Genomic DNA, 18,646 nt, shown 5'->3' on the forward strand with positions numbered 1-18,646 from the left:
TTCTCCTCAGACCTGCAGGATCGATGAGACGAGCAACTGCGTATAGGGCTCGCGGGGGTCGTCGAGCACCCGGTCGGTCAGCCCGTGTTCGATCACATGGCCGTCCTTCATCACCATCATCCGGTGCGAGAGGAGGCGGGCCACCGCGAGATCGTGGGTGACGACGATCGCCGACAGGCCGAGATCGTTGACGAGGCCGCGCACTAGGTCGAGCAGGCGGGCCTGGACCGAGACGTCGAGGCCGCCGGTCGGCTCGTCCATGAACACCAGGCGCGGGCCGGTCACCAGGTTGCGGGCGATCTGCAGGCGCTGGCGCATGCCGCCGGAAAAGGCGCGCGGCTGGTCGTCGATGCGGTCGGTGCCGATCTCGACGCGGGTCAGCCAGTCGCTCGCCGTCTCGCGGATCCTGCCGTAATGCCGGTCGCCGACCGCCATCAGCCGCTCGCCGACATTGGCGCCGGCCGAGACCGTCATGCGCAGGCCATCGGCCGGGTTCTGGTGCACGAAGCCCCAGTCGGTGCGCATCAGGAAGCGACGCTCGGCCTCGCTCATATGGTAGAGATCGCGGAAATTGCCGTCGCGCATCCGGTACTCGACGCTGCCAGTGGTCGGCATCAGCCGGGTCGACAGGCAGTTGAGCAACGTCGTCTTGCCCGAGCCGGATTCGCCGACGATGGCGAGCACTTCGCCCGGCCACAGGTCGAAGGAGACGTCCTTGCAGCCGATCCGGCTGCCGTAGAATTTCGAGACGCCGCTGACTTTGAGGAGGGGTGTGTCGGTCATTGAGCGTTGTCCTTGGGTGTCAGTGCGTGTGGTTTATTCCTCTCTGTCCTGCCGGACGCCACTGCCTTCGCCGTCATCCTCGGGCTCGACCCGAGGATCCAGGCCATCGCGCTCCATGCGTCGAAATTTGGAGAGCCGCTGCGGCAAAAGAGTGTGGGTCCCCGGGTCAAGCCCGGGGATGACGGAAGGTGAAGAGGGGGAGATGTCCGGCAGGACAGAGGGGGGTGAACCGCAACCACCATCACTCAGCCGCCTCCTTGGCAGGCGCCAGCATGGCGCCGACATGGCCGTGTTCGCGGCGGTCCTCGCAATTGTCGGTATCGGAGCAGACGAACATGCGGCCGCCCTTGTCGTCGAGCACCACCTCGTCGAGATAGACGTTCTCGGCGCCACAGAGCGCGCAGGGCTTGTCGAACGTCTGGATTTCGAACGGATGATCCTCGAAGTCGAGGCTGACGACATCCGTATAAGGCGGCACGGCGTAAATGCGCTTCTCGCGGCCGGCGCCGAACAGCTGCAGCGCTTCCGACCGGTGCATTTTCGGATTGTCGAATTTCGGCGTCGGCGACGGGTCCATGACGTAGCGGCCCGCGACTTTGACCGGATAGGCGTAGGTCTTCGAGATGCGGCCGTTATGGGCGATGTCCTCGTAGAGCTTCACATGCATGAGGCCATATTCTTCCAGCGCATGCATCTTGCGGGTCTCGGTCTCGCGCGGCTCGAGGAAGCGCAGCGGTTCCGGGATCGGCACCTGGTAGACGAGGATCTGGTCCTCGGCGAGCTTGTGTTCTGGAATCCGGTGGCGGGTCTGGATGATCGTCGCGTCCTTCGTATGGGTGGTGACGGCGACATTGGCGACCTTCTGGAAGAAGGCACGGATCGAGACCGCATTGGTCGTGTCGTCGGCGCCCTGGTCGATCACCTTCAGCACGTCTTGCGGGCCGATGATCGCCGCCGTCACCTGCACGCCGCCGGTGCCCCAGCCGTAAGGCATCGGCATTTCGCGGGAGGCGAAGGGTACCTGGTAACCGGGGATGGCGATTGCTTTCAGGATCGCGCGGCGAATCATCCGCTTCGTCTGCTCGTCGAGATAGGCGAAGTTGTAAGTGGCGAGGTCCGTCATCGTGGAGTATCCTGTGACTGCGTGAACCAACTAGAAGGAAAGGCTGTCATGGACGCCATCACTTCGAACGGATTGCGGGGCGTGGCCGTCTTCGCGGCCTTCATCGCCTGCGGGATCATCATTCCCTTTTATCTCGTCAAGCCGCCAAAGGACGCCGCGATTGCCAATGCCGGCAGCGATGGCGGCTGGGCCGGAGGCTCCGCGAACGGCTGCGACAGCAGCGGTACGGGCGCCTGCGATGGCGGCGGTGACGGGGGAGGTGGCGGAGGCGATTGATACGTCCCTGAACCGCGACCGAACCGGCATCGCCGTCATTCGGCCGCCTCCTGCAGGCCTTTGCCGCCGTTGCGCGCCGTCTCAATATTCGAGCGCATCTTGCGCACCAGCCCAAGCTCGGCCTGGAAGTCGACGTAATGCGGCAGTTTCAGGTGCTCGACGAAACCGGTCGCCTGGACGTTGTCCGAATGCGAGATCACGAATTCCTCGTCCTGCGCCGGCGCGGTAATGTCCTCGCCGAGTTCTTCGGCCCGCAGGGCGCGATCCACCAGCGACATCGACATCGCCTTGCGTTCGCTCTGGCCGAAGACGAGGCCGTAACCGCGGGTGAACTGTGGCGGCGCCTTGGACGAACCCTTGAACTGGTTGACCATCTGGCATTCGGTGATCCGGATGCGGCCGAGCGAGACGGCAAAGCCGAGTTCGGCGACTTCGATCTCGACGTCCACTTCGCCGATGCGGATTTCGCCGACGAACGGGTGGTTGCCGCCGTATCCGCGCTGGGTGGAATAACCGAGCGCCAAAAGGAAACCCTCGTCGCCGCGGGCGAGCGCCTGCAGCCGCAGATCCCGGCTCATCGGAAATTCCAGCGGCTCGCGGGTAAGGTCACCGGCCTGATGATCCTCGGAAAACTCGCCATCGCCCTCGATCAGGCCCTCATGGGCAAGAATGTCGGAGACCCGCATGATGTGTTCTTCCGACGTGTCGCGGCGCTCCGGCTCGTCGACCGGTTCGTCGGTGAGCAGCGAAGGGTCGAGCAGGCGGTGGGTATAGTCGAAGGTCGGCCCGAGAAGCTGGCCGCCCGGCAGGTCCTTGTAGGTCGCCGAAACGCGCCGCTCGACCTTCATCGCCGCCGTATCGACCGGAACGGAAGAGCCGAAGCGCGGCAGCGTGGTGCGATAGGCGCGCAGCAGGAAGATCGCCTCGATCATGTCGCCACGCGCCTGCCGGACCGCAAGCGCTGCGAGCGCCCGGTCATAAAGCGAAGCTTCTGCCATCACACGATCGACGGCGAGGCCAAGCTGCTCGACGATCTGCTCGATGGTGACGGAAGGAAGCGAGCGATCACCCCGACGCCGGTCGGCCAGCAGCCTGTGAGCGTTGTTGATGGCGGCCTCGCCACCCTTGACGGCAACATACATGGTTCATTCTCCTGGCCATCACCGGCATCTCGATCGGAGATGCGGGAAGGTTGGTCACTCGGCCCAAAGGGTAAAAGTCAGGCATCCGTTCATTGCGTTGCGATCCGCACCGTCCGCGGTAGGCACAACAGGTTCTTACCCGACGTCAGGATGACATCGACGCCGCGCGGGAAGAGCGCCCGGTTGTCGGCCCAGAGCCGCGGAAAAACCTCCGGCAGGCCCTTCACCATGACAGTCGTCGCATGCGGAATACCGGGGCCGGTCAGTGTCAGCGGCTGGCCTTCGCCAAGTGCTGCCACCTCGATCACCAGCGTCGTCGAGCGGTCGGGATATTCCTGAGTACCGGCCGAGAACAGGCCGAACGAGGCGAGCGTCGCGCCGGCCTCCACGAAGGCGAAGCGGGCCTCGGCCTTCTCGCGGGTGATCGGCGCTCCGGTATGGAAACCGATCCATTCGCCGACGGCGGATTTGGCCAGGCCTGCGCTCAGCCAGACGGGCGTTTCATGGTCGCAGAGGGTCACGGCGATCGCCCCGGCCGCTCCTCCAAGCGGCTCCGGCTGGCCGACATCCGGTCCGACGGTGCGGATGGTTCCGGGACGGGCCATGCTGTCCATGAGCATGCGGAACACGCCCTGGGATTCGAAGACCGGCTCTTTAAACCCCCCGGAAAGCGCTTGCGTCTTGATGTTCATCAGTCGTCCCCCCGTGCCATGGTGAAGAAATCGACGCGGGTCGCCGCCGTCTCCTCCGCCTTCTGTTTATCCTCTGCTGCGCTGCGTTGCTCGATCCGGTCGAGCAACGCGGCCTCCACGAAATCGCGCGTGCTCGCCTCCTGCCAGAGTGCGTCGAAGACGGCTGCGAGCCGGACATTCGCCTTCGCGGTGCCGAGCGCCTGCGCATGGCCGGCGGTGCCGGATGCCAGGAGCACGGTCGCGCGCGTCACGGTCGCCTCGCCGAGATTGAAGGGTGCGCCGCCGCCGCCGATGCGGCCGCGGATCATCACCAGCCCGGTCTCTGGTCCGCGCACCGGCTTCACCTCTGGTTTGGCCGGAAGCTTTTCCCAGGCGGCATGCAGTTCGTTCGTCGTCGCGCGCGCAAGCAGCCCGATGGCGCGACGGCGCGCGGCGATTTCTGCATTCGGCTCGATTTGTTCCGCCAGGTCCATCGCCAAGCTCCTAAATGTCTATTGATATAGACAACTATACAAGTTATATGTACTACTAACTTCTGGATATAACAAGCGTGTGACATGGATACGGGGCAGACAAACGTTCACCGTCAAAACGGCGTGGCACTATGGCGGCAGATCGCCGACCGCATTCGCGCCTCGATCGCCGATGGCGACTATGACGCGACCGGCAAGATGCCGCCGGAATTCACCCTCGCCGCACAGTTCGGCGTCAACCGTCATACGGTGAGAAGCGCGCTTGCCGCGTTAGCTCAAGAAGGCATCGTTCGTTCGGTTCAGGGGCGGGGTACGCTGATCGAGCGCAAGGAGCGGCTGAACTTCCCGATCACGCGGCGCACCCGGTTCAGCGAGGGCATCGGTGATCAGGCGCGGGAAAAGGAGGGCCTGCTGCTTCATTCGGCGCAGGAACCGGCGTCTGCCGACCTGTCGGCGCGGCTGCGCATTCCGGAAGGCGCCACGGTGATTCGCCTGGAAACGCTGAGGAAAGCGGATCACCGCCCGGTCTCCCGCTCGACCACCTGGTTTCCGGCCGACCGTTTCGGCGGCATCGAAGAAGCCTACAGCAAAAGCGGCTCGATCACCGTGGCATTCCGGATGCTCGGCCTTTCCGACTATCTGCGTGTCTCGACGGAAGTGACCGCGGTCCATGCGGATGGAGCTGATCTCGCCGACCTGCAGCTGTCGCCGGGCGCTATCATCCTCGTCGCCCGCGCGCTCAACACCGATACGGAAGGCGTGCCGGTCCAATACGCCGTCAGCCGCTTCCCGGCCGACATGGTGCAGTTCACGATCGAGAATTGAATCTTCACGCGCGCGGCGGGCTTGCATAATGGCAAAATTATAATTATATTTTTGTAATGGACCTGATGCGTTTCGAATGGGATCGCGCAAAGGCGGCGACGAACATCAAGAAGCACGGCATCAGCTTCGAGACCGCTGTGCGTATTTTTGCCGACCCTTTCGTCCTGATCGAGCAGGATCGCATCGAAGGTGGAGAGCAGCGCTGGCAGGCGGTTGGCTCGGTCGACGGTCTTGCCGTCCTTCTCGTTGCCCACACCGTATACGAGGACGAAGAGGATGACGGCCGGACCTACGAAGTGATCCGCATCATTTCCGCGCGAAAAGCCGATCCGAGAGAAAGACGACGTTATGAAGAAGAGCGCTGAGATCGTCAGATACGAAGTTGATAGGGATAGTTTGCCGCCTCTGACCGAGAAGCAGAAGGCTGAGCTTGCAGCCCTGTCGGAGCTTCCTGACGAGCAGATTGATTACAGTGACATTCCAAGGCTGACCGACGAACAACTCCAAAATGCCGGAAGGGGACGTTTCTATCGCCCCCTGAAGCAGCAGATTACGGCCCGAGTGGATGCTGATGTAGTGGACTGGCTCAAGTCGCAGGGCAAAGGGTATCAGGCCCGCATGAACGCGATCCTTCGCCGGGAAATGCTGGCGTCACTGAAATCCCAGAAGCGGACCTGATTGCTTCCGACGCGCTCAATGCGCGCCGGACATATCTCCGAGAACATCCTTGGAAGCGACGGTCGAGTCGGCCTTGAGCGTGTAGACCATCGGCACGCCGGTCGCGAGGTTGAGCTTGAGGATCTCTTCCTTGCTGAGCCGGTCGAGAACCATCACCAGCGAGCGAAGCGAATTGCCGTGTGCGGCGACGAGGACCTTTTCGCCACGCAGCACGCGCGGCAGGATTTCCGTCATGTAGTAGGGCCAGACGCGGGCGCCGGTATCGCGCAGGCTTTCGCCGCCCGGCGGCGGAATGTCGTAGGAACGGCGCCAGATATGCACCTGCTCCTCGCCCCACTTGGCGCGCGCATCGTCCTTGTTGAGTCCGGAAAGATCGCCGTAGTCGCGCTCGTTGAGCGCCTGATCGCGGATCGTCTCGAGATCCGGCTGGCCGACCTTGTCGAGGACGATCTTCAGCGTGTCCTGGGCGCGCTTCAGCACCGAGGTGAAGGCAATGTCGAACTTGATGCCCGTTGCCGCCAGCGCTTCGCCGCCGGCCTCGGCTTCCTGGATACCGAGCGGCGTCAGATCCGGATCGCGCCAGCCGGTGAAAAGGTTCTTGAGATTCCAGTCGCTCTGGCCGTGGCGAACGAGGACGAGAGTTCCGCTCATGGGATGAATTCCTCCGGGAAGATTTTCAGGAAAGCCCGAGCACGTCGAGCATGGAATAGTTGCCGGGCTTCTTGTCGCGCGCCCAGAGCGCCGCGGCAACCGCGCCGCGGGCGAAGATCGAGCGGTCGCGCGCGCTGTGGGAGAGCGTCACCAGTTCCCCTTCGCCGGCAAGGACGACCGAATGGTCGCCGACGACCGAGCCGCCGCGCAGCGTCGCAAACCCGATCGTGCCGGTCGGGCGGGCGCCCGTATGGCCGTCGCGCACTCGGACCGACTCGCTTGCGAGATCGATGCCGCGGCCTTGCGCTGCGGCTTCGCCGAGCAGCAGCGCCGTCCCGGATGGCGCATCGACCTTGTGCTTGTGATGCATTTCGACGATCTCGATATCCCAGCCGGCGGCGGGCAAGGCCTTCGCCGCCTGCGCGACGAGCACGCCGAGCAGGTTGACGCCGAGGCTCATATTGCCGGACTTGACGACGCGGGCGTGACGGCCGGCGGCCTTGAACTTTTCCTCGTCCTCGACAGAGCATCCGGTCGTACCGATCACATGGACGATGCGTGCCTGCGCGGCGAGGACCGAGAAGGCAACGCTGGCCGCGGGCGTGGTGAAATCGAGAACACCATCGGCATCGAGAAAAGCCTTCAGCGGATCGGAGGTTACGGGAACGCCAAGAGTTCCGACACCCGCAAGCTCGCCCGCGTCCTTGCCGATGAATGGCGAACCCTCGCGCTGAACGGCCGCGTGCAGCGTCACGCCTGCTGTTTCATGGATGACCCGGATCATGGCCTGGCCCATCCGGCCTGCAGCACCAACCACCACGAGTTTCATGTCATTTGCGGTCATGCGCGGTGCAGTCCTTGCTTCGTCGGTCAGTCTTTTCGAGCGGTTACAGCTTGTTGGAGCGAGCGTAAAGGCCACTTCCGCACCGCGCAAGCATCTCTTGCGTGGTGTCTCCAGGAAAACGGGCGTCGCCCGCGACGATAACCTCGGGCCGCACCTAGCGTTGCCAGCGGCGGCCGTCCATCGAAAGGCCGTAGGCAGAAGGCGTGCGGGCAAAGCTTGCAAGGCCGGCGAGCGCCGCCTGCGGATGGGTCACCACGAAGGTGGGAATCGTGCCCATCAGCTCCGTATGCGGCGCCTTGTCCTCGAAGGCGGCGCGGAATTCGGGGCCTTTCAGCGCCGGAACGATCTTCTGCGAGATGCCGCCGGCGAGATAGACGCCGCCGCGCGCCATGAAGATCAGCGCCATGTCGCCGGCGACCCGGCCTAGATAGGTGGCAAATAGCGAAAGCGTTTCGACGGCCTGGGAATTCTTGCCGTTCAGACCGTGGGCCGTGATATCCGCCGGATCGGAAAACGCTGGCTGCAGACCGTCTGCCGCACAGACGGCCTGGTAGATGTTGACGACGCCGCGCCCGCTCAGGATTTCTTCCGCAGAAACGCGACCCTCGATGCGCTTGAGGTGCGGAAAGATCTCGAAATCCCGCTCCGAGCGCGGCCCGACATCCACATGCCCGCCCTCACCGGGAACCGGGAACCACATGTGGCGGGCATAAACGAGACCGGCGACACCGAGGCCGGTGCCGGGACCCAGCACAACACGCGATGCCATGTGCGGCTCGTTGTTTGCACCGAGCGTCTCGCGGTATTCGTCGGGCATGGCCGCGACGGCAAGCGCCTGGGCTTCGAAATCGTTGACGACCAGCACGTCCTCGAAGCCGAGATCGGCGATCATGCCTTTCGGCCGCACCACCCAATCGCAATTGGTGAGATCGATCTCGTCGCCGTCGATCGGACCGGCGATCGCAAGGATAGCTGAACGGGGCTTTATCGAACTCCTGTCGAGCACGATTTTCCGGATCGCCTCATCGATCGTCGGGTAGTCGGCGGTGCGCACGTTCGGGAACGGCTTCGGTTCCGTATCGGCGTCGAGGAGAATGGAGAAGCGGGCATTGGTGCCGCCGATATCGCCGATCAGGATCGGAAACGGCAACTTGTCGGTCTTCATGGTATCGGCCATCGGGAAGCTTAGTCCTTCTGAAAGTCGATGAGTTTTTCGGCTGTGGCGCGGTTGAGCGCCATCGGTATGTCATAGACCGTCGCAAGCCGGGTCAACGCCTTGACGTCGACATCGTGGGGAAGCGCGCTCAAGGGATCGATGAAGAACACCAGCATGTCGACCTCGCCGGTGGCGATCATCGCGCCGATCTGTTGGTCGCCGCCGAGCGGGCCGCTCTTCAGCCGCGTCACTTCGAGGCCGGGGCAGGCATCCTGAACCCGGCCGCCCGTCGTGCCGGTGGCGACGATGCGGAACCGCGAAAGGGCCACCTGGTGATGGCGGGCGAAATCCGCCATGTCGTCCTTCTTCTGGTCGTGCGCGATCAACGCGATGCAGGGCTTGGCCGACATGATTGGGTATCCTCGCCAGAACGATATTCAATCGATTTGTGACGCGTTCTAGCGTGCCCTTTCGTTCTTGGAAAGGTGGCGGCAAGACCGGCGGTTTCGATTGCCGGCCTTATCCGGCACTATTGCAGCGGCCGCGGCGTCGGGATCGGCATGTCGTCGGAAGCGGCCGGCGGATCGTTGACGATCGCCTCGATGGTCTTTGCCGGAGCCGACGCGGCAGGCTGAGCCGTGTAGGCCACAGCGCTGCCGCCGAAGGTCGCGTCGTCTTCGGGGCGCGAGGGGGCGGCAAGCACGGCTGCGCAGGCTTTGGGCAGGTCCGAGAGCATGACCTGGCGAGGCTTGACCGGCTTCTTGTTCGGGTCCGGCTTTGGCGGCGGCGCCCACGGTTCCTTGCTGAACCACCAGGCGAGGGAATTGTCGCAGCCATCGCCCTTGGCGACCGGCGCCTGGCTCTGACAGGTCGCAGCGCCGGCGGGGCAGTGGATGCGGATATGGAAATGTTCGTCATGGCCGTAGATCGGCCGCACCTTGCCGAGCAGGCTCCGGTCGCCGGTCCAGGTTTCGCAGAGCTTCTTCTTGATGGCGGGGTTGACGAAGACCCGCTCCACCTGCGGATAGCTCGCCGCCTGCATGACGACCTTGGCGTGGGTGCTGGTCCAGCGGCTGGGATCGACGGTCAGGAACTTGCTCTTGTCGAGCATGGAGGTGAACGGCAGGCTTTCGCGTTGCTGCGCGCTCAGAGGTTGGGCGGGCTTCGGCGTGAACCAGATATCGGCGTCGAGGCCGATCTGGTGCGAGGCATGGCCGGTAAGCATCGGGCCGCCGCGCGGCTGGGAAATGTCGCCGACGAGGATGCCGGAACCCCAGCCGAGCCTTGCGGCATCGCCGGAGAACCGTTCGAGCAATGAGATCATTGCCGGATTGCCCCAGCGGCGGTTGCGCGAGAGGCGCATCGCCTGCCAGGTCGGTCCGTCGGTCGGCAACGCCACGGCACCGGACATGCAGCCCTTCGCATAAAAACCGAGCGGTTCCGCCTCCGCCTTGCTCGGGAGCTTCACGGCACCGAAAAGCTGTTTCGCCGGCGTGCCTTCCTGCGCTGCCACCGGCCCTGTGAAGGCGCCGCAAAGGAAAGCGGTCATCGTCAACCGCAAAATAGTACCCGAAATCGATCTCATGCCCATCCGCCGCAAATCACCTGATCGCCTCGAATCTACCGTGAAACAGGATTTTGGTGAAATGGAGATGGTGGAAGCCCTGCCGATTTCCGAAAGATAAACGCCGGATAAAACGGATGTGAGCGCCGGACTCCTGTTTTTCGCCGCCTTTTGTCCTATGCTTCACCGCAACAAGGAAACCCGGAAGAGGTAACGAATGGTCTTGGCTCGGCTGAAGGTAGGTTTCGCGATCGTCCTGGTGACGGTTCTCGCAGCGTCGAACGTGCCGGCCCAGGAACCGAAATGGCGGCATGGCATGGCCGTTGTAGGGGATCTCAAGCTGCCGGAAGGCTTCAAGCAGCTCCCCTATGTCGATGTGAACGCGCCGAAGGCCGGCGAACTGCGCCTCGGCGACGAAGGCACGTTCGACAACCTCAATCTGGTGATCGACCGGGGTGCGGTGGCTTCGGGCGTCAGCCTGATCTACGACACGCTCATGAAGCGGTCGGAGGACGAGGTTTTCGGCACCTATGGCCTTTTGGCCGAGGCGGTGTCCTATCCCGACGATGTGTCTTCGGTGACGTTCCGGTTGAGGGCGGAGGCGAAATGGTCGGACGGGCAGCCGGTCACCCCGGAAGACGTGATCTTCAGCCTGGAGAAGCTGAAGGAGCACAGCGCCCTCTATTCCGGCTATTATCGGCACGTCACCGCTGCTGAAAAGACCGGCGATCGCGAAGTGACCTTCCGCTTCGACGAAAAGAACAACCGCGAACTGCCTTCGATCGTCGGCGATTTCCCGGTCCTGCCCAAGCACTGGTGGGAAGGCAAGGACGCACAGGGCAACCAGCGCGACATTTCCCGCACCACCCTGGAGCCGCCGATCGGGTCCGGACCCTACAAGATCGGCGCCGTTCAGCCGGGCTCCACCATTCGCTATGAGCTGCGCGACGATTATTGGGGCAAGAACCTGCCGATCAATCTCGGCCAGCATAACTTCCGGACGATCAGCTATACCTATTTTTCGGATGCCGACGTGGAATTCGAGGCTTTCCGGGCCGGCACGATCGATTATCGCCAGGAGAACAGTTCGAGCCGCTGGGTCACCCGTTATGATTTCGATGCGGTGAAGGACGGGCGGGTTATCAAGGAAGCCCTGACCAATCCGTTCAAGGCCGTCGGCGTCATGCAGGCTTTCGTGCCGAATATGCGGCGCGACATCTTCAAGGATGCGCGCGTCCGCGAGGCGCTGAACTACGCCTACGACTTCGAGGATCTCAACAAGAACCTTGCCTATGGCGGCCTGAAGCGGGTCGACAGCTTCTTCTGGGGCACCGAGCTTGCTTCATCCGGCCTGCCGCAGGGGAAAGAGCTGGAGATACTCAACGGATTGAAGGACAAGATTCCGGCGCGGGTGTTCACCACCCCGTACACCAATCCCGTGGGCGGCGACCCGAACAAGGTGCGGGATAACCTGCGCACGGCCATCAGCCTGCTGAAGGAGGCCGGCTGGGAGCTGAAGGGCAACCGGATGCTCAATGCCAAGACCGGACAGCCCCTGAGCTTCGAAATTCTCCTGAACAGCCAGTCGCAGGAGCGCACCGTGATGCCCTATGTGACGAGCCTCAAGAAGATCGGCATCGACGCCCGGCTCCGGATAGTCGACGCGTCGCAATATATCAATCGAATCCGCAGCTTCGACTACGACATGATGTATGGGGTTTGGGCCCAGACCATGAACCCCGGCAACGAACAGGCGGACTACTGGGGATCGGCGTCCGTCAACCGGCCCGGATCACGCAACTATGCCGGCATTGCCGATCCGGCGGTGGACCAGCTCATCAACATGATCACCTTTGCTCAGAACCGGGAGGACCAGGTGGCAGCCGTCAAGGCGATGGACCGTGTGCTGCTCGCCAACCACTATGTGGTCCCGATGTTCTATTCCGGCGAAGCAAGGATCGCCTATTGGAACCGCATCACACACCCGCAGAGACTGCCGGAATACAGCATCGGTTTCCCGGAGACCTGGTCGGCCAGAAACCCTGCGAAATGACGCAAGAAGCGCGGACTTGCGCCGCCGACCGGCACCTGTTCCAAATGAACCCGTATGATTCGCACCGGAAAAGAGGAAAGAGCCATTTGATCGGCATTGGGATATGCGGTGAGACAAGCCCTGTGGCCACGGGCAGGGAGCTCTGATGGGCGCCTATATTCTCCGCCGTCTTCTGCTGATGATACCGACGATCGTCGGCATCATGGCGATTTCCTTCCTCGTCGTGCAGTTCGCGCCGGGAGGCCCGGTCGAGCAGGTGATCGCCCAGATCCAGGGCCAGGATACCGGCGACCGGCTTTCCGGCGGTGGCGGCGACGTGCTCCAGCAGCAGGGCGGAGGCGAGGAAAGCCGCTACCGTGGTGCCCAGGGCCTCGACCCGGAATTCATCGCCAAGCTCGAGAAGCAGTTCGGTTTCGACAAGCCGCCGGCGACCCGCTTCCTCGAAATGATGTGGAATTACATCCGCTTCGACTTCGGCGAGAGCTTCTTCCGCAATACCTCGGTTCTCGATCTGATCATCGACAAGATGCCGGTATCGATCTCGCTCGGCTTCTGGATCCTGATCGTCTCCTATCTGATCTCGATTCCCTTGGGCATCCGCAAGGCCGTCAAGGACGGCTCGACTTTCGACGTCTGGACATCCGGGGTGATCATTATCGGTTATGCGGTGCCGAGCTTCCTGTTCGGCATCCTGCTGATCGTGCTTTTCGCGGGCGGTTCCTTCTTCGACTGGTTCCCCTTGCGCGGCCTAGTTTCGGATAATTTTTCCGAACTCTCCTGGTGGGAGAAGATCATCGACTATTTCTGGCACCTGACATTGCCGCTGATCGCGATGTCGCTGTCGGCCTTCGCCACCACCACTCTGCTGACCAAGAACTCGTTCATCGACGAGATCAAGAAACAGTATGTGACGACGGCCCGCGCCAAGGGCCTGAACGAGCGGCAGGTTCTCTACGGCCACGTCTTCCGCAATGCCATGCTGATCGTCATCGCAGGGTTTCCGGGCGCCTTCATCTCCGCATTCTTCACCGGTTCGCTGCTGATCGAGAACATCTTCTCGCTCGATGGACTGGGGCGCCTCGGTTACCTCGCGATCGTCAACCGCGATTACCCGATCGTTTTCGGCACGCTCTACATATTCTCGCTGATGGGCCTGTTCGTCAGCCTGATTTCGGACCTGATCTATACCTGGATCGACCCGCGCATCGATTTCGAGCGGAGGGATGTCTGATGGAGGCGACCGCCGCAAAGATCCCCGTGCAGACGGCACCGCCGCAAAAGCGGCCCTGGATCTCGCCGACCAACCGCCGCCGGCTCGCCAATTTCCGCGCCAACAAGCGTGGTTACTGGTCGTTCTGGCTGTTCATGATCCTTTTCGTGCTCAGCCTGTTTGCGGAATTCATCGCCAACGACCGGCCGATCGTCGCCTCCTACAAGGGCGAGATCCTCTACCCGGTCCTGGTGGATTATCCGGAAGAGAAGTTCGGCGGCTTCCTGGCGACGACCGATTACCGCTCCGACTACATCCAGCAGGAAATCGAGGCGAACGGCTGGATGGTCTGGCCGCCGATCCGCTATTCCTACCAGACGGTCAATTCCAACATCCCCCATTCGGCGCCGACCGAACCCTTCTGGCTGATGGAGAAGGCGGATCGCTGCGCCGCCTATCCGCAGAAGGATCAGGACCCGAACTGCATCCTCGGCAACCTGAATTGGCTCGGCACCGACGACCAGGCACGCGACGTGACCGCCCGCATGATCTACGGCTTCCGCATCTCCGTCCTGTTCGGCCTGGTACTGACGATCTGCTCGGCGGTGATCGGTGTGACGGCCGGCGCGGTGCAGGGTTATTTCGGCGGATGGACGGACCTGCTGATGCAGCGGTTCATCGAGATCTGGTCGTCCATGCCGGTTCTCTACATCCTGCTGATCATCGCCTCGATTCTGCCGCCGGGATTCTTCATCCTGCTCGGCATCCTCCTGCTGTTCTCCTGGGTCGGTTTCGTCGGGGTGGTGCGCGCCGAATTCCTGCGGGCCCGCAATTTCGAATATGTCCGCGCCGCCCGCGCGCTCGGCGTCGGCAACTGGACGATCATGTCCCGGCACCTGCTGCCGAACGCCATGGTCGCGACGCTGACCTTTCTGCCCTTCATCCTGTCGGGTTCGATCGCGACGCTGACCTCGCTCGACTTTCTGGGATTCGGCCTGCCGGCAGGCTCTCCGTCTCTCGGCGAGATGATTTCGCAGGGAAAGAACAACCTGCAGGCGCCGTGGCTCGGCTTCACTGCCTTCTTCACAATGTCCCTCATGCTGTCATTGCTGATCTTCATCGGCGAGGCCGTGCGCGATGCCTTCGATCCCAGAAAGACGTTCGGGTGAGCGCGGGTCGTAATTGCGCGATGGATGCGCTAGATTGTCGGGGAGGCCAGCGAGCGTGACGCCATGAACAAGATCGTCAGAGAGCACTATCCAGTCGCCAACCTTCCCGAGGACCTTCGGGAGGGACTGGAGAGGGACGCGACCGTGCGGGTGGTCATCGAAAGTCACACTGTAACCGATGCCGAGGATATCGAACGCGATTCCGTCTTCAAGGACTTCGGGATGCCGGTGCGAAAGCCACTCACGATTGAGGAAACGCTGGAGATGATCCGCCGGATCAGGGCAGAGGACAGGCCATCCGTGTCCATGGAAGAAGCCGTAGCTCGCATTCGAGAATTGCGGGACGAATGGGACTATTGATGGGGAGCTTTGCTCGTATCTATCTTGATACGAATATCTTCATATTGGCGTTCGAAAAAAAGGACGCCTCGGGCGCTATGTTGTCAAATCTCTTTGCGGTGGGCAAAAATTTCTCAAATCGCCTCTTTGTGACGAGCGAGCTGACACTTTCCGAGCTTCTTGTCGTGCCATATAGGGCTAATGATGCGACGTTCATAGAAGCCTATGCATCATTGCTTCAGAGTAATGAATGGCTGGAGGTGCACCCAGTTGAACGGTCGGTTCTTGTGCAGGCTGCATTCCTGCGCTCACGTAAGCAAGGACTGAAATTGCCGGACGCCATTCATCTTTCAACCGCAATTGGAACACGGTGTTCGCACATCCTCACGGCAGATGCGGGGATAAACGAGCAGGCCTTTCAGGCGAATGAACTAGGGGTTCTCCGCCCCGACGCGCCTACGCTGCAATCACTCATCGAAAGCCTTGGCCGATGACAGAGCCGCTTCTTTCCGTCCGCGATCTCTCCGTCGCCTTCCATCAAGGCGGCGATACCTCGATTGCCGTCGATAGGGTCTCGTTCGATATCATGCCCGGCGAGGTGATGGCGCTGGTCGGGGAATCCGGGTCCGGCAAGTCGGTGACGGCCAATTCCATCCTCAAGCTGCTGCCCTATCCTTCGGCAAGCCACCCGTCCGGCCAGATCCTGTTCGACGGCAAGGACATGTTGAAGGCGTCCGAGCCAGAACTGCGCCATGTGCGCGGCAACGACGTCACGATGATCTTCCAGGAGCCGATGACCTCGCTCAATCCGCTTCATTCGATCGAGAAGCAGATCGGGGAAATCCTGGAACTTCATCACGGAATTGCCGGTCACGCAGTGCGTATCCGCACCCTCGAACTCCTGAACCAGGTCGGCATACGCGAGCCGGAAAAGCGGCTGAAAGCCTATCCGCACGAACTGTCCGGCGGCCAGCGCCAGCGCGTCATGATTGCCATGGCGCTCGCCAACCGCCCGAAACTGCTGATTGCCGACGAGCCGACCACGGCGCTCGACGTCACCGTGCAGGCGCAGATCCTCGATCTTCTGCGCGGACTGAAGGGCGAGCACGGCATGTCCATGCTGTTCATCACCCACGACCTGGGCATCGTCCGGAAATTCGCCGATCGTGTCTGCGTCATGACCAAGGGCAGGATCGTCGAGACCGGCACGGTGGAGGATGTCTTCACCAGCCCGCAGCACGCCTATACGCGTCATCTGCTCGCCTCCGAGCCGCGCGGCGAGCCGCCACCGACCGATCCCTCGAAGCCGGTGGTGATGGAAGGCAGGGACATCCGCGTCTGGTTTCCGATCAAGGCGGGTTTCCTGCGCAAGGTGGTCGATCATGTGAAGGCGGTCGATGGCGTCGATCTCGAGCTTCGGGCAGGCGAAACGCTCGGCGTCGTCGGCGAATCCGGTTCCGGCAAGACGACGCTCGGCCTGGCGCTGGCAAGGCTCATCTCCTCCAAGGGCCGCATCGCCTTCATCGGAACGGACATCGACAAGTTCTCCTTCAAGGAGATGCGACCGTTCCGCGACCGTCTCCAGGTGGTGTTCCAGGATCCTTACGGATCGCTGAGCCCCCGTATGTCGGTCGGCGATATCGTCGCCGAGGGGCTGAAGGTGCATGAACGGTCGCTCTCCGCCGACGACCGCGACGAGCGCGTCGCCTGGGCCTTGAGCGAGGTCGGCCTCGATCCGGCGACCCGCTGGCGTTATCCGCACGAATTTTCCGGCGGCCAGCGGCAGCGCATCGCGATCGCCCGCGCCATGGTGCTGAAACCGCGTTTCGTGATGCTCGACGAGCCGACGTCGGCGCTCGACATGACCGTCCAGGCGCAGGTCGTCGATCTGTTGCGCGACCTGCAGAAGAAGCACGATCTCGCCTATCTCTTCATCAGCCACGATCTGAAGGTCGTGAAGGCGCTCGCCAACCACGTCATTGTCATGCGGCTCGGCAAGGTGGTGGAAGAAGGTCCCGCGGACCAGATTTTCCAGGCGCCGAGGCAGGATTATACCCGTGCCCTGATGGCCGCAGCCTTCAATCTTGAAGCCGTCGAAATCGAAGCCATCAGTCAATAAACCTGAATTAGATCAAGGTCATCAGTCCATGCCTGCCAAACATCCGGTCGTCGTCGATCTTAAATTCGAGCGCCGCGAGATCGACGCTGCGCTCGCAAGCGCCTTCACCGGCCGCACCGTGCTGCACGCCTCCGACCCCGGCCTGGACATTTCCGAGGCCCGCTATGCGGTGATCTGGAAGCCGGACCCGGACCTGTTCCAGCGGGCGCCGAAGCTGGAAGTCCTGTTTTCCGGCGGCGCCGGCGTTGATTATATCCTCACCATGCCCGGCCTGCCGGATATCCCGATCGTCCGTTTCGTGGACGAAAGCCTGACGACGCGGATGAGCGAATGGGTCGTGCTGCAGGCCCTGAGCCACCTGCGGCAGGTGCCGGCCTATCTCGGGCAGCAGCGCGAACGCCAGTGGCGCGAACTCTCCCAGCCGGAAGCGAAGGACCTGACCGTCGGCGTGATGGGCCTTGGCGTGCTCGGCCTGGACTCTGTCCGGAAGCTGAAGATCATGGGTTTCGATGTGATCGGCTGGTCGCGCAGTAAGAAGACGATCGAAGGTGTCGAGACTTTCGATGGTGGCGAACTCGATACTTTCCTTGCCCGCACCGATATTCTCGTCGGCCTCCTGCCGCTGACGCCGGAGACGCGCGGCATCTTCAATGCCTCGCTGTTTGCGAAGCTTCGCCAGGGCGGCGCCCTGGGCAGACCGGTCTTCATCAATGCCGGACGCGGCGGCAGCCAGGTGGAGAGCGATCTTGTTGCCGCGCTCGATAACGGCATTCTCGGCGGCGCGTCGCTGGATGTCTTCGAGAAGGAGCCGCTCAGCGCGGATAGTCCGCTCTGGGAGATGGACAATGTCATCATTACGCCGCACGCTGCTTCCGCGTCCGATGTGAGGGCGCTGTTCCGCAACGCGGAAACCCAGATGGAGCGTTACGAGGCGGGCGCCCCCCTGCAGCACGTGGTGGATCGCCGGGCGGGCTACTGACCCCCCCTGCCGGAACATTCGTATCCGCCAACCGTTTCTTGTGCACGGGCCGGGCATTCCGGCCGAACAAGGAGCGAAATCATGAACACTCGTTTCGATCCCGAGGACGCCGAAACCCGTCATCCGAACCCGATCGGTTCGCCGCCGGTGGTGGAAACCGCCACGGAAGCGCGCCAGGGAAGCTGGGGCGCGCCGGTGCTGAAGATGCTGATTGCCGGCCTCATCCTGGCAATGGTCGCCTGGGCGGGCGCCGAGTGGTACGGCCAGAGCTCCGCACCACCGGACGAACAGACCGCTACGCCGCCAGCCGGAAGCACGACGCCCGCAAACCCGAATGCGCCGCCGACCGCCAATCCCTCTACGCCGCCGGCCGCCACGCCACCGGCAACCAACTCCCAGTCAGGCAACTGACGTGCATCATTGGTGATTTCTTCGGCCGCGATCCCTCGCGGCCGAATTGCGTCTGGACTTACTCTGCATTTTTTTCGATAAAAATGCCCGGAGGTTGATCAGCCGCTGCCTCCATATGCATCGAAATCGGCGGAGCCGGCCCGGAAGGGCCGGGGCAGG

The 18,646-nt window shown here is 62.5% G+C and carries 22 protein-coding genes; 12 read left to right on the forward strand and 10 right to left on the reverse strand.

Going from position 1 to position 18,646, the window contains the following annotated elements; genetic code table 11:
* Positions 1-6: 6 nt before the first annotated feature.
* A complete protein-coding gene (gene phnK, locus ABCW43_RS23690; protein ID WP_345929017.1) occupies positions 7-783 on the reverse strand; it encodes a phosphonate C-P lyase system protein PhnK in 777 nt (258 codons plus the stop codon).
* Between the two features lie 241 nt (positions 784-1,024).
* Positions 1,025-1,906, reverse strand: coding sequence for an alpha-D-ribose 1-methylphosphonate 5-phosphate C-P-lyase PhnJ (locus tag ABCW43_RS23695; RefSeq protein ID WP_345929019.1), 882 nt, complete (start codon positions 1,904-1,906; stop codon positions 1,025-1,027).
* A 48-nt stretch (positions 1,907-1,954) separates the two neighbouring features.
* On the opposite strand from ABCW43_RS23695, the gene ABCW43_RS23700 reads away from it, so the two are divergent.
* Complete coding sequence (locus tag ABCW43_RS23700) at positions 1,955-2,182, forward strand: hypothetical protein (protein ID WP_345929021.1); 228 nt, start codon at positions 1,955-1,957, stop codon at positions 2,180-2,182.
* A gap of 35 nt (positions 2,183-2,217) precedes the next feature.
* On the opposite strand, the gene ABCW43_RS23705 is transcribed toward ABCW43_RS23700, so the two are convergent.
* The 3 genes from ABCW43_RS23705 to phnG all read right to left on the reverse strand — a co-directional run bounded on the left by ABCW43_RS23705 (position 2,218) and on the right by phnG (position 4,489).
* Positions 2,218-3,324 (reverse strand): carbon-phosphorus lyase complex subunit, encoded by a 1,107-nt coding sequence (locus tag ABCW43_RS23705; RefSeq protein WP_345929023.1) that lies wholly within the window; start codon positions 3,322-3,324, stop codon positions 2,218-2,220.
* Positions 3,325-3,413: 89 nt separating this feature from the next.
* Positions 3,414-4,016 carry a phosphonate C-P lyase system protein PhnH gene (gene phnH / locus ABCW43_RS23710; RefSeq protein WP_345929025.1) on the reverse strand — a complete coding sequence of 201 codons (603 nt, stop codon included), beginning with the start codon at positions 4,014-4,016 and terminating at the stop codon, positions 3,414-3,416.
* A complete protein-coding gene (gene phnG / locus ABCW43_RS23715) occupies positions 4,016-4,489 on the reverse strand; it encodes a phosphonate C-P lyase system protein PhnG (protein WP_345929027.1) in 474 nt (157 codons plus the stop codon). Before phnG ends, phnH begins: the two co-directional genes overlap by 1 nt.
* Positions 4,490-4,573: 84 nt before the next feature.
* Between phnG and phnF the strand changes: the two genes are divergently transcribed.
* The 3 genes from phnF to ABCW43_RS23730 all read left to right on the forward strand — a co-directional run bounded on the left by phnF (position 4,574) and on the right by ABCW43_RS23730 (position 5,992).
* Positions 4,574-5,314 (forward strand): phosphonate metabolism transcriptional regulator PhnF, encoded by a 741-nt coding sequence (gene phnF, locus ABCW43_RS23720; RefSeq protein ID WP_345929029.1) that lies wholly within the window; start codon positions 4,574-4,576, stop codon positions 5,312-5,314.
* Positions 5,315-5,379: 65 nt separating this feature from the next.
* Positions 5,380-5,679 (forward strand): BrnT family toxin, encoded by a 300-nt coding sequence (locus ABCW43_RS23725; RefSeq protein ID WP_445738996.1) that lies wholly within the window; start codon positions 5,380-5,382, stop codon positions 5,677-5,679.
* Complete coding sequence (locus tag ABCW43_RS23730) at positions 5,663-5,992, forward strand: BrnA antitoxin family protein (protein WP_046639653.1); 330 nt, start codon at positions 5,663-5,665, stop codon at positions 5,990-5,992. The genes ABCW43_RS23725 and ABCW43_RS23730 overlap by 17 nt, the downstream gene beginning before the upstream one ends.
* Before the next feature lie 15 nt (positions 5,993-6,007).
* Here ABCW43_RS23730 and ABCW43_RS23735 read toward each other — a convergent pair whose 3' ends face one another.
* From ABCW43_RS23735 to mepA, 5 genes are all read right to left on the reverse strand, one after another.
* On the reverse strand, positions 6,008-6,643 hold the full coding sequence (locus ABCW43_RS23735; RefSeq protein ID WP_038592256.1) for a 2,3-bisphosphoglycerate-dependent phosphoglycerate mutase: 636 nt from the start codon (positions 6,641-6,643) through the stop codon (positions 6,008-6,010).
* 25 nt (positions 6,644-6,668) lie between these two features.
* Positions 6,669-7,487, reverse strand: a complete 819-nt coding sequence (gene dapB, locus ABCW43_RS23740; protein WP_345929033.1) for a 4-hydroxy-tetrahydrodipicolinate reductase — start codon at positions 7,485-7,487, stop codon at positions 6,669-6,671.
* Between the two features lie 154 nt (positions 7,488-7,641).
* Complete coding sequence (locus tag ABCW43_RS23745; protein ID WP_345929035.1) at positions 7,642-8,664, reverse strand: glucokinase; 1,023 nt, start codon at positions 8,662-8,664, stop codon at positions 7,642-7,644.
* 8 nt (positions 8,665-8,672) lie between these two features.
* Positions 8,673-9,053: a methylglyoxal synthase gene (locus tag ABCW43_RS23750; protein ID WP_345929037.1), complete on the reverse strand. Its 381-nt coding sequence runs from the start codon at positions 9,051-9,053 to the stop codon at positions 8,673-8,675.
* Positions 9,054-9,172: 119 nt separating this feature from the next.
* Complete coding sequence (mepA, locus tag ABCW43_RS23755) at positions 9,173-10,192, reverse strand: penicillin-insensitive murein endopeptidase (protein ID WP_345929039.1); 1,020 nt, start codon at positions 10,190-10,192, stop codon at positions 9,173-9,175.
* 232 nt (positions 10,193-10,424) lie between these two features.
* Here mepA and ABCW43_RS23760 point away from each other — a divergent pair, with 232 nt between their 5' ends.
* The 8 genes from ABCW43_RS23760 to ABCW43_RS23795 all read left to right on the forward strand — a co-directional run bounded on the left by ABCW43_RS23760 (position 10,425) and on the right by ABCW43_RS23795 (position 18,487).
* Complete coding sequence (locus tag ABCW43_RS23760; protein WP_345929041.1) at positions 10,425-12,260, forward strand: extracellular solute-binding protein; 1,836 nt, start codon at positions 10,425-10,427, stop codon at positions 12,258-12,260.
* A 145-nt stretch (positions 12,261-12,405) separates the two neighbouring features.
* On the forward strand, positions 12,406-13,491 hold the full coding sequence (locus tag ABCW43_RS23765; protein WP_345929043.1) for a microcin C ABC transporter permease YejB: 1,086 nt from the start codon (positions 12,406-12,408) through the stop codon (positions 13,489-13,491).
* Positions 13,491-14,639: an ABC transporter permease gene (locus ABCW43_RS23770; protein WP_345929045.1), complete on the forward strand. Its 1,149-nt coding sequence runs from the start codon at positions 13,491-13,493 to the stop codon at positions 14,637-14,639. Before ABCW43_RS23765 ends, ABCW43_RS23770 begins: the two co-directional genes overlap by 1 nt.
* Before the next feature lie 63 nt (positions 14,640-14,702).
* Entirely contained in the window at positions 14,703-14,999 is a 297-nt protein-coding gene (locus ABCW43_RS23775) for a hypothetical protein (RefSeq protein WP_345929047.1), read from the forward strand.
* Positions 14,987-15,472 carry a type II toxin-antitoxin system VapC family toxin gene (locus ABCW43_RS23780; protein WP_345929049.1) on the forward strand — a complete coding sequence of 162 codons (486 nt, stop codon included), beginning with the start codon at positions 14,987-14,989 and terminating at the stop codon, positions 15,470-15,472. The genes ABCW43_RS23775 and ABCW43_RS23780 overlap by 13 nt, the downstream gene beginning before the upstream one ends.
* Positions 15,469-17,097, forward strand: coding sequence for an ABC transporter ATP-binding protein (locus ABCW43_RS23785; protein WP_345929051.1), 1,629 nt, complete (start codon positions 15,469-15,471; stop codon positions 17,095-17,097). The genes ABCW43_RS23780 and ABCW43_RS23785 overlap by 4 nt, the downstream gene beginning before the upstream one ends.
* Before the next feature lie 28 nt (positions 17,098-17,125).
* Positions 17,126-18,076 (forward strand): 2-hydroxyacid dehydrogenase, encoded by a 951-nt coding sequence (locus ABCW43_RS23790; protein ID WP_345929053.1) that lies wholly within the window; start codon positions 17,126-17,128, stop codon positions 18,074-18,076.
* An 81-nt stretch (positions 18,077-18,157) separates the two neighbouring features.
* Complete coding sequence (locus ABCW43_RS23795) at positions 18,158-18,487, forward strand: hypothetical protein (RefSeq protein WP_345929055.1); 330 nt, start codon at positions 18,158-18,160, stop codon at positions 18,485-18,487.
* Positions 18,488-18,646: the final 159 nt, after the last annotated feature.

Origin of the sequence: Neorhizobium tunisiense (assembly GCF_039631515.1) — a bacterium.
Taxonomy (GTDB): Bacteria; Pseudomonadota; Alphaproteobacteria; order Rhizobiales; family Rhizobiaceae; genus Neorhizobium.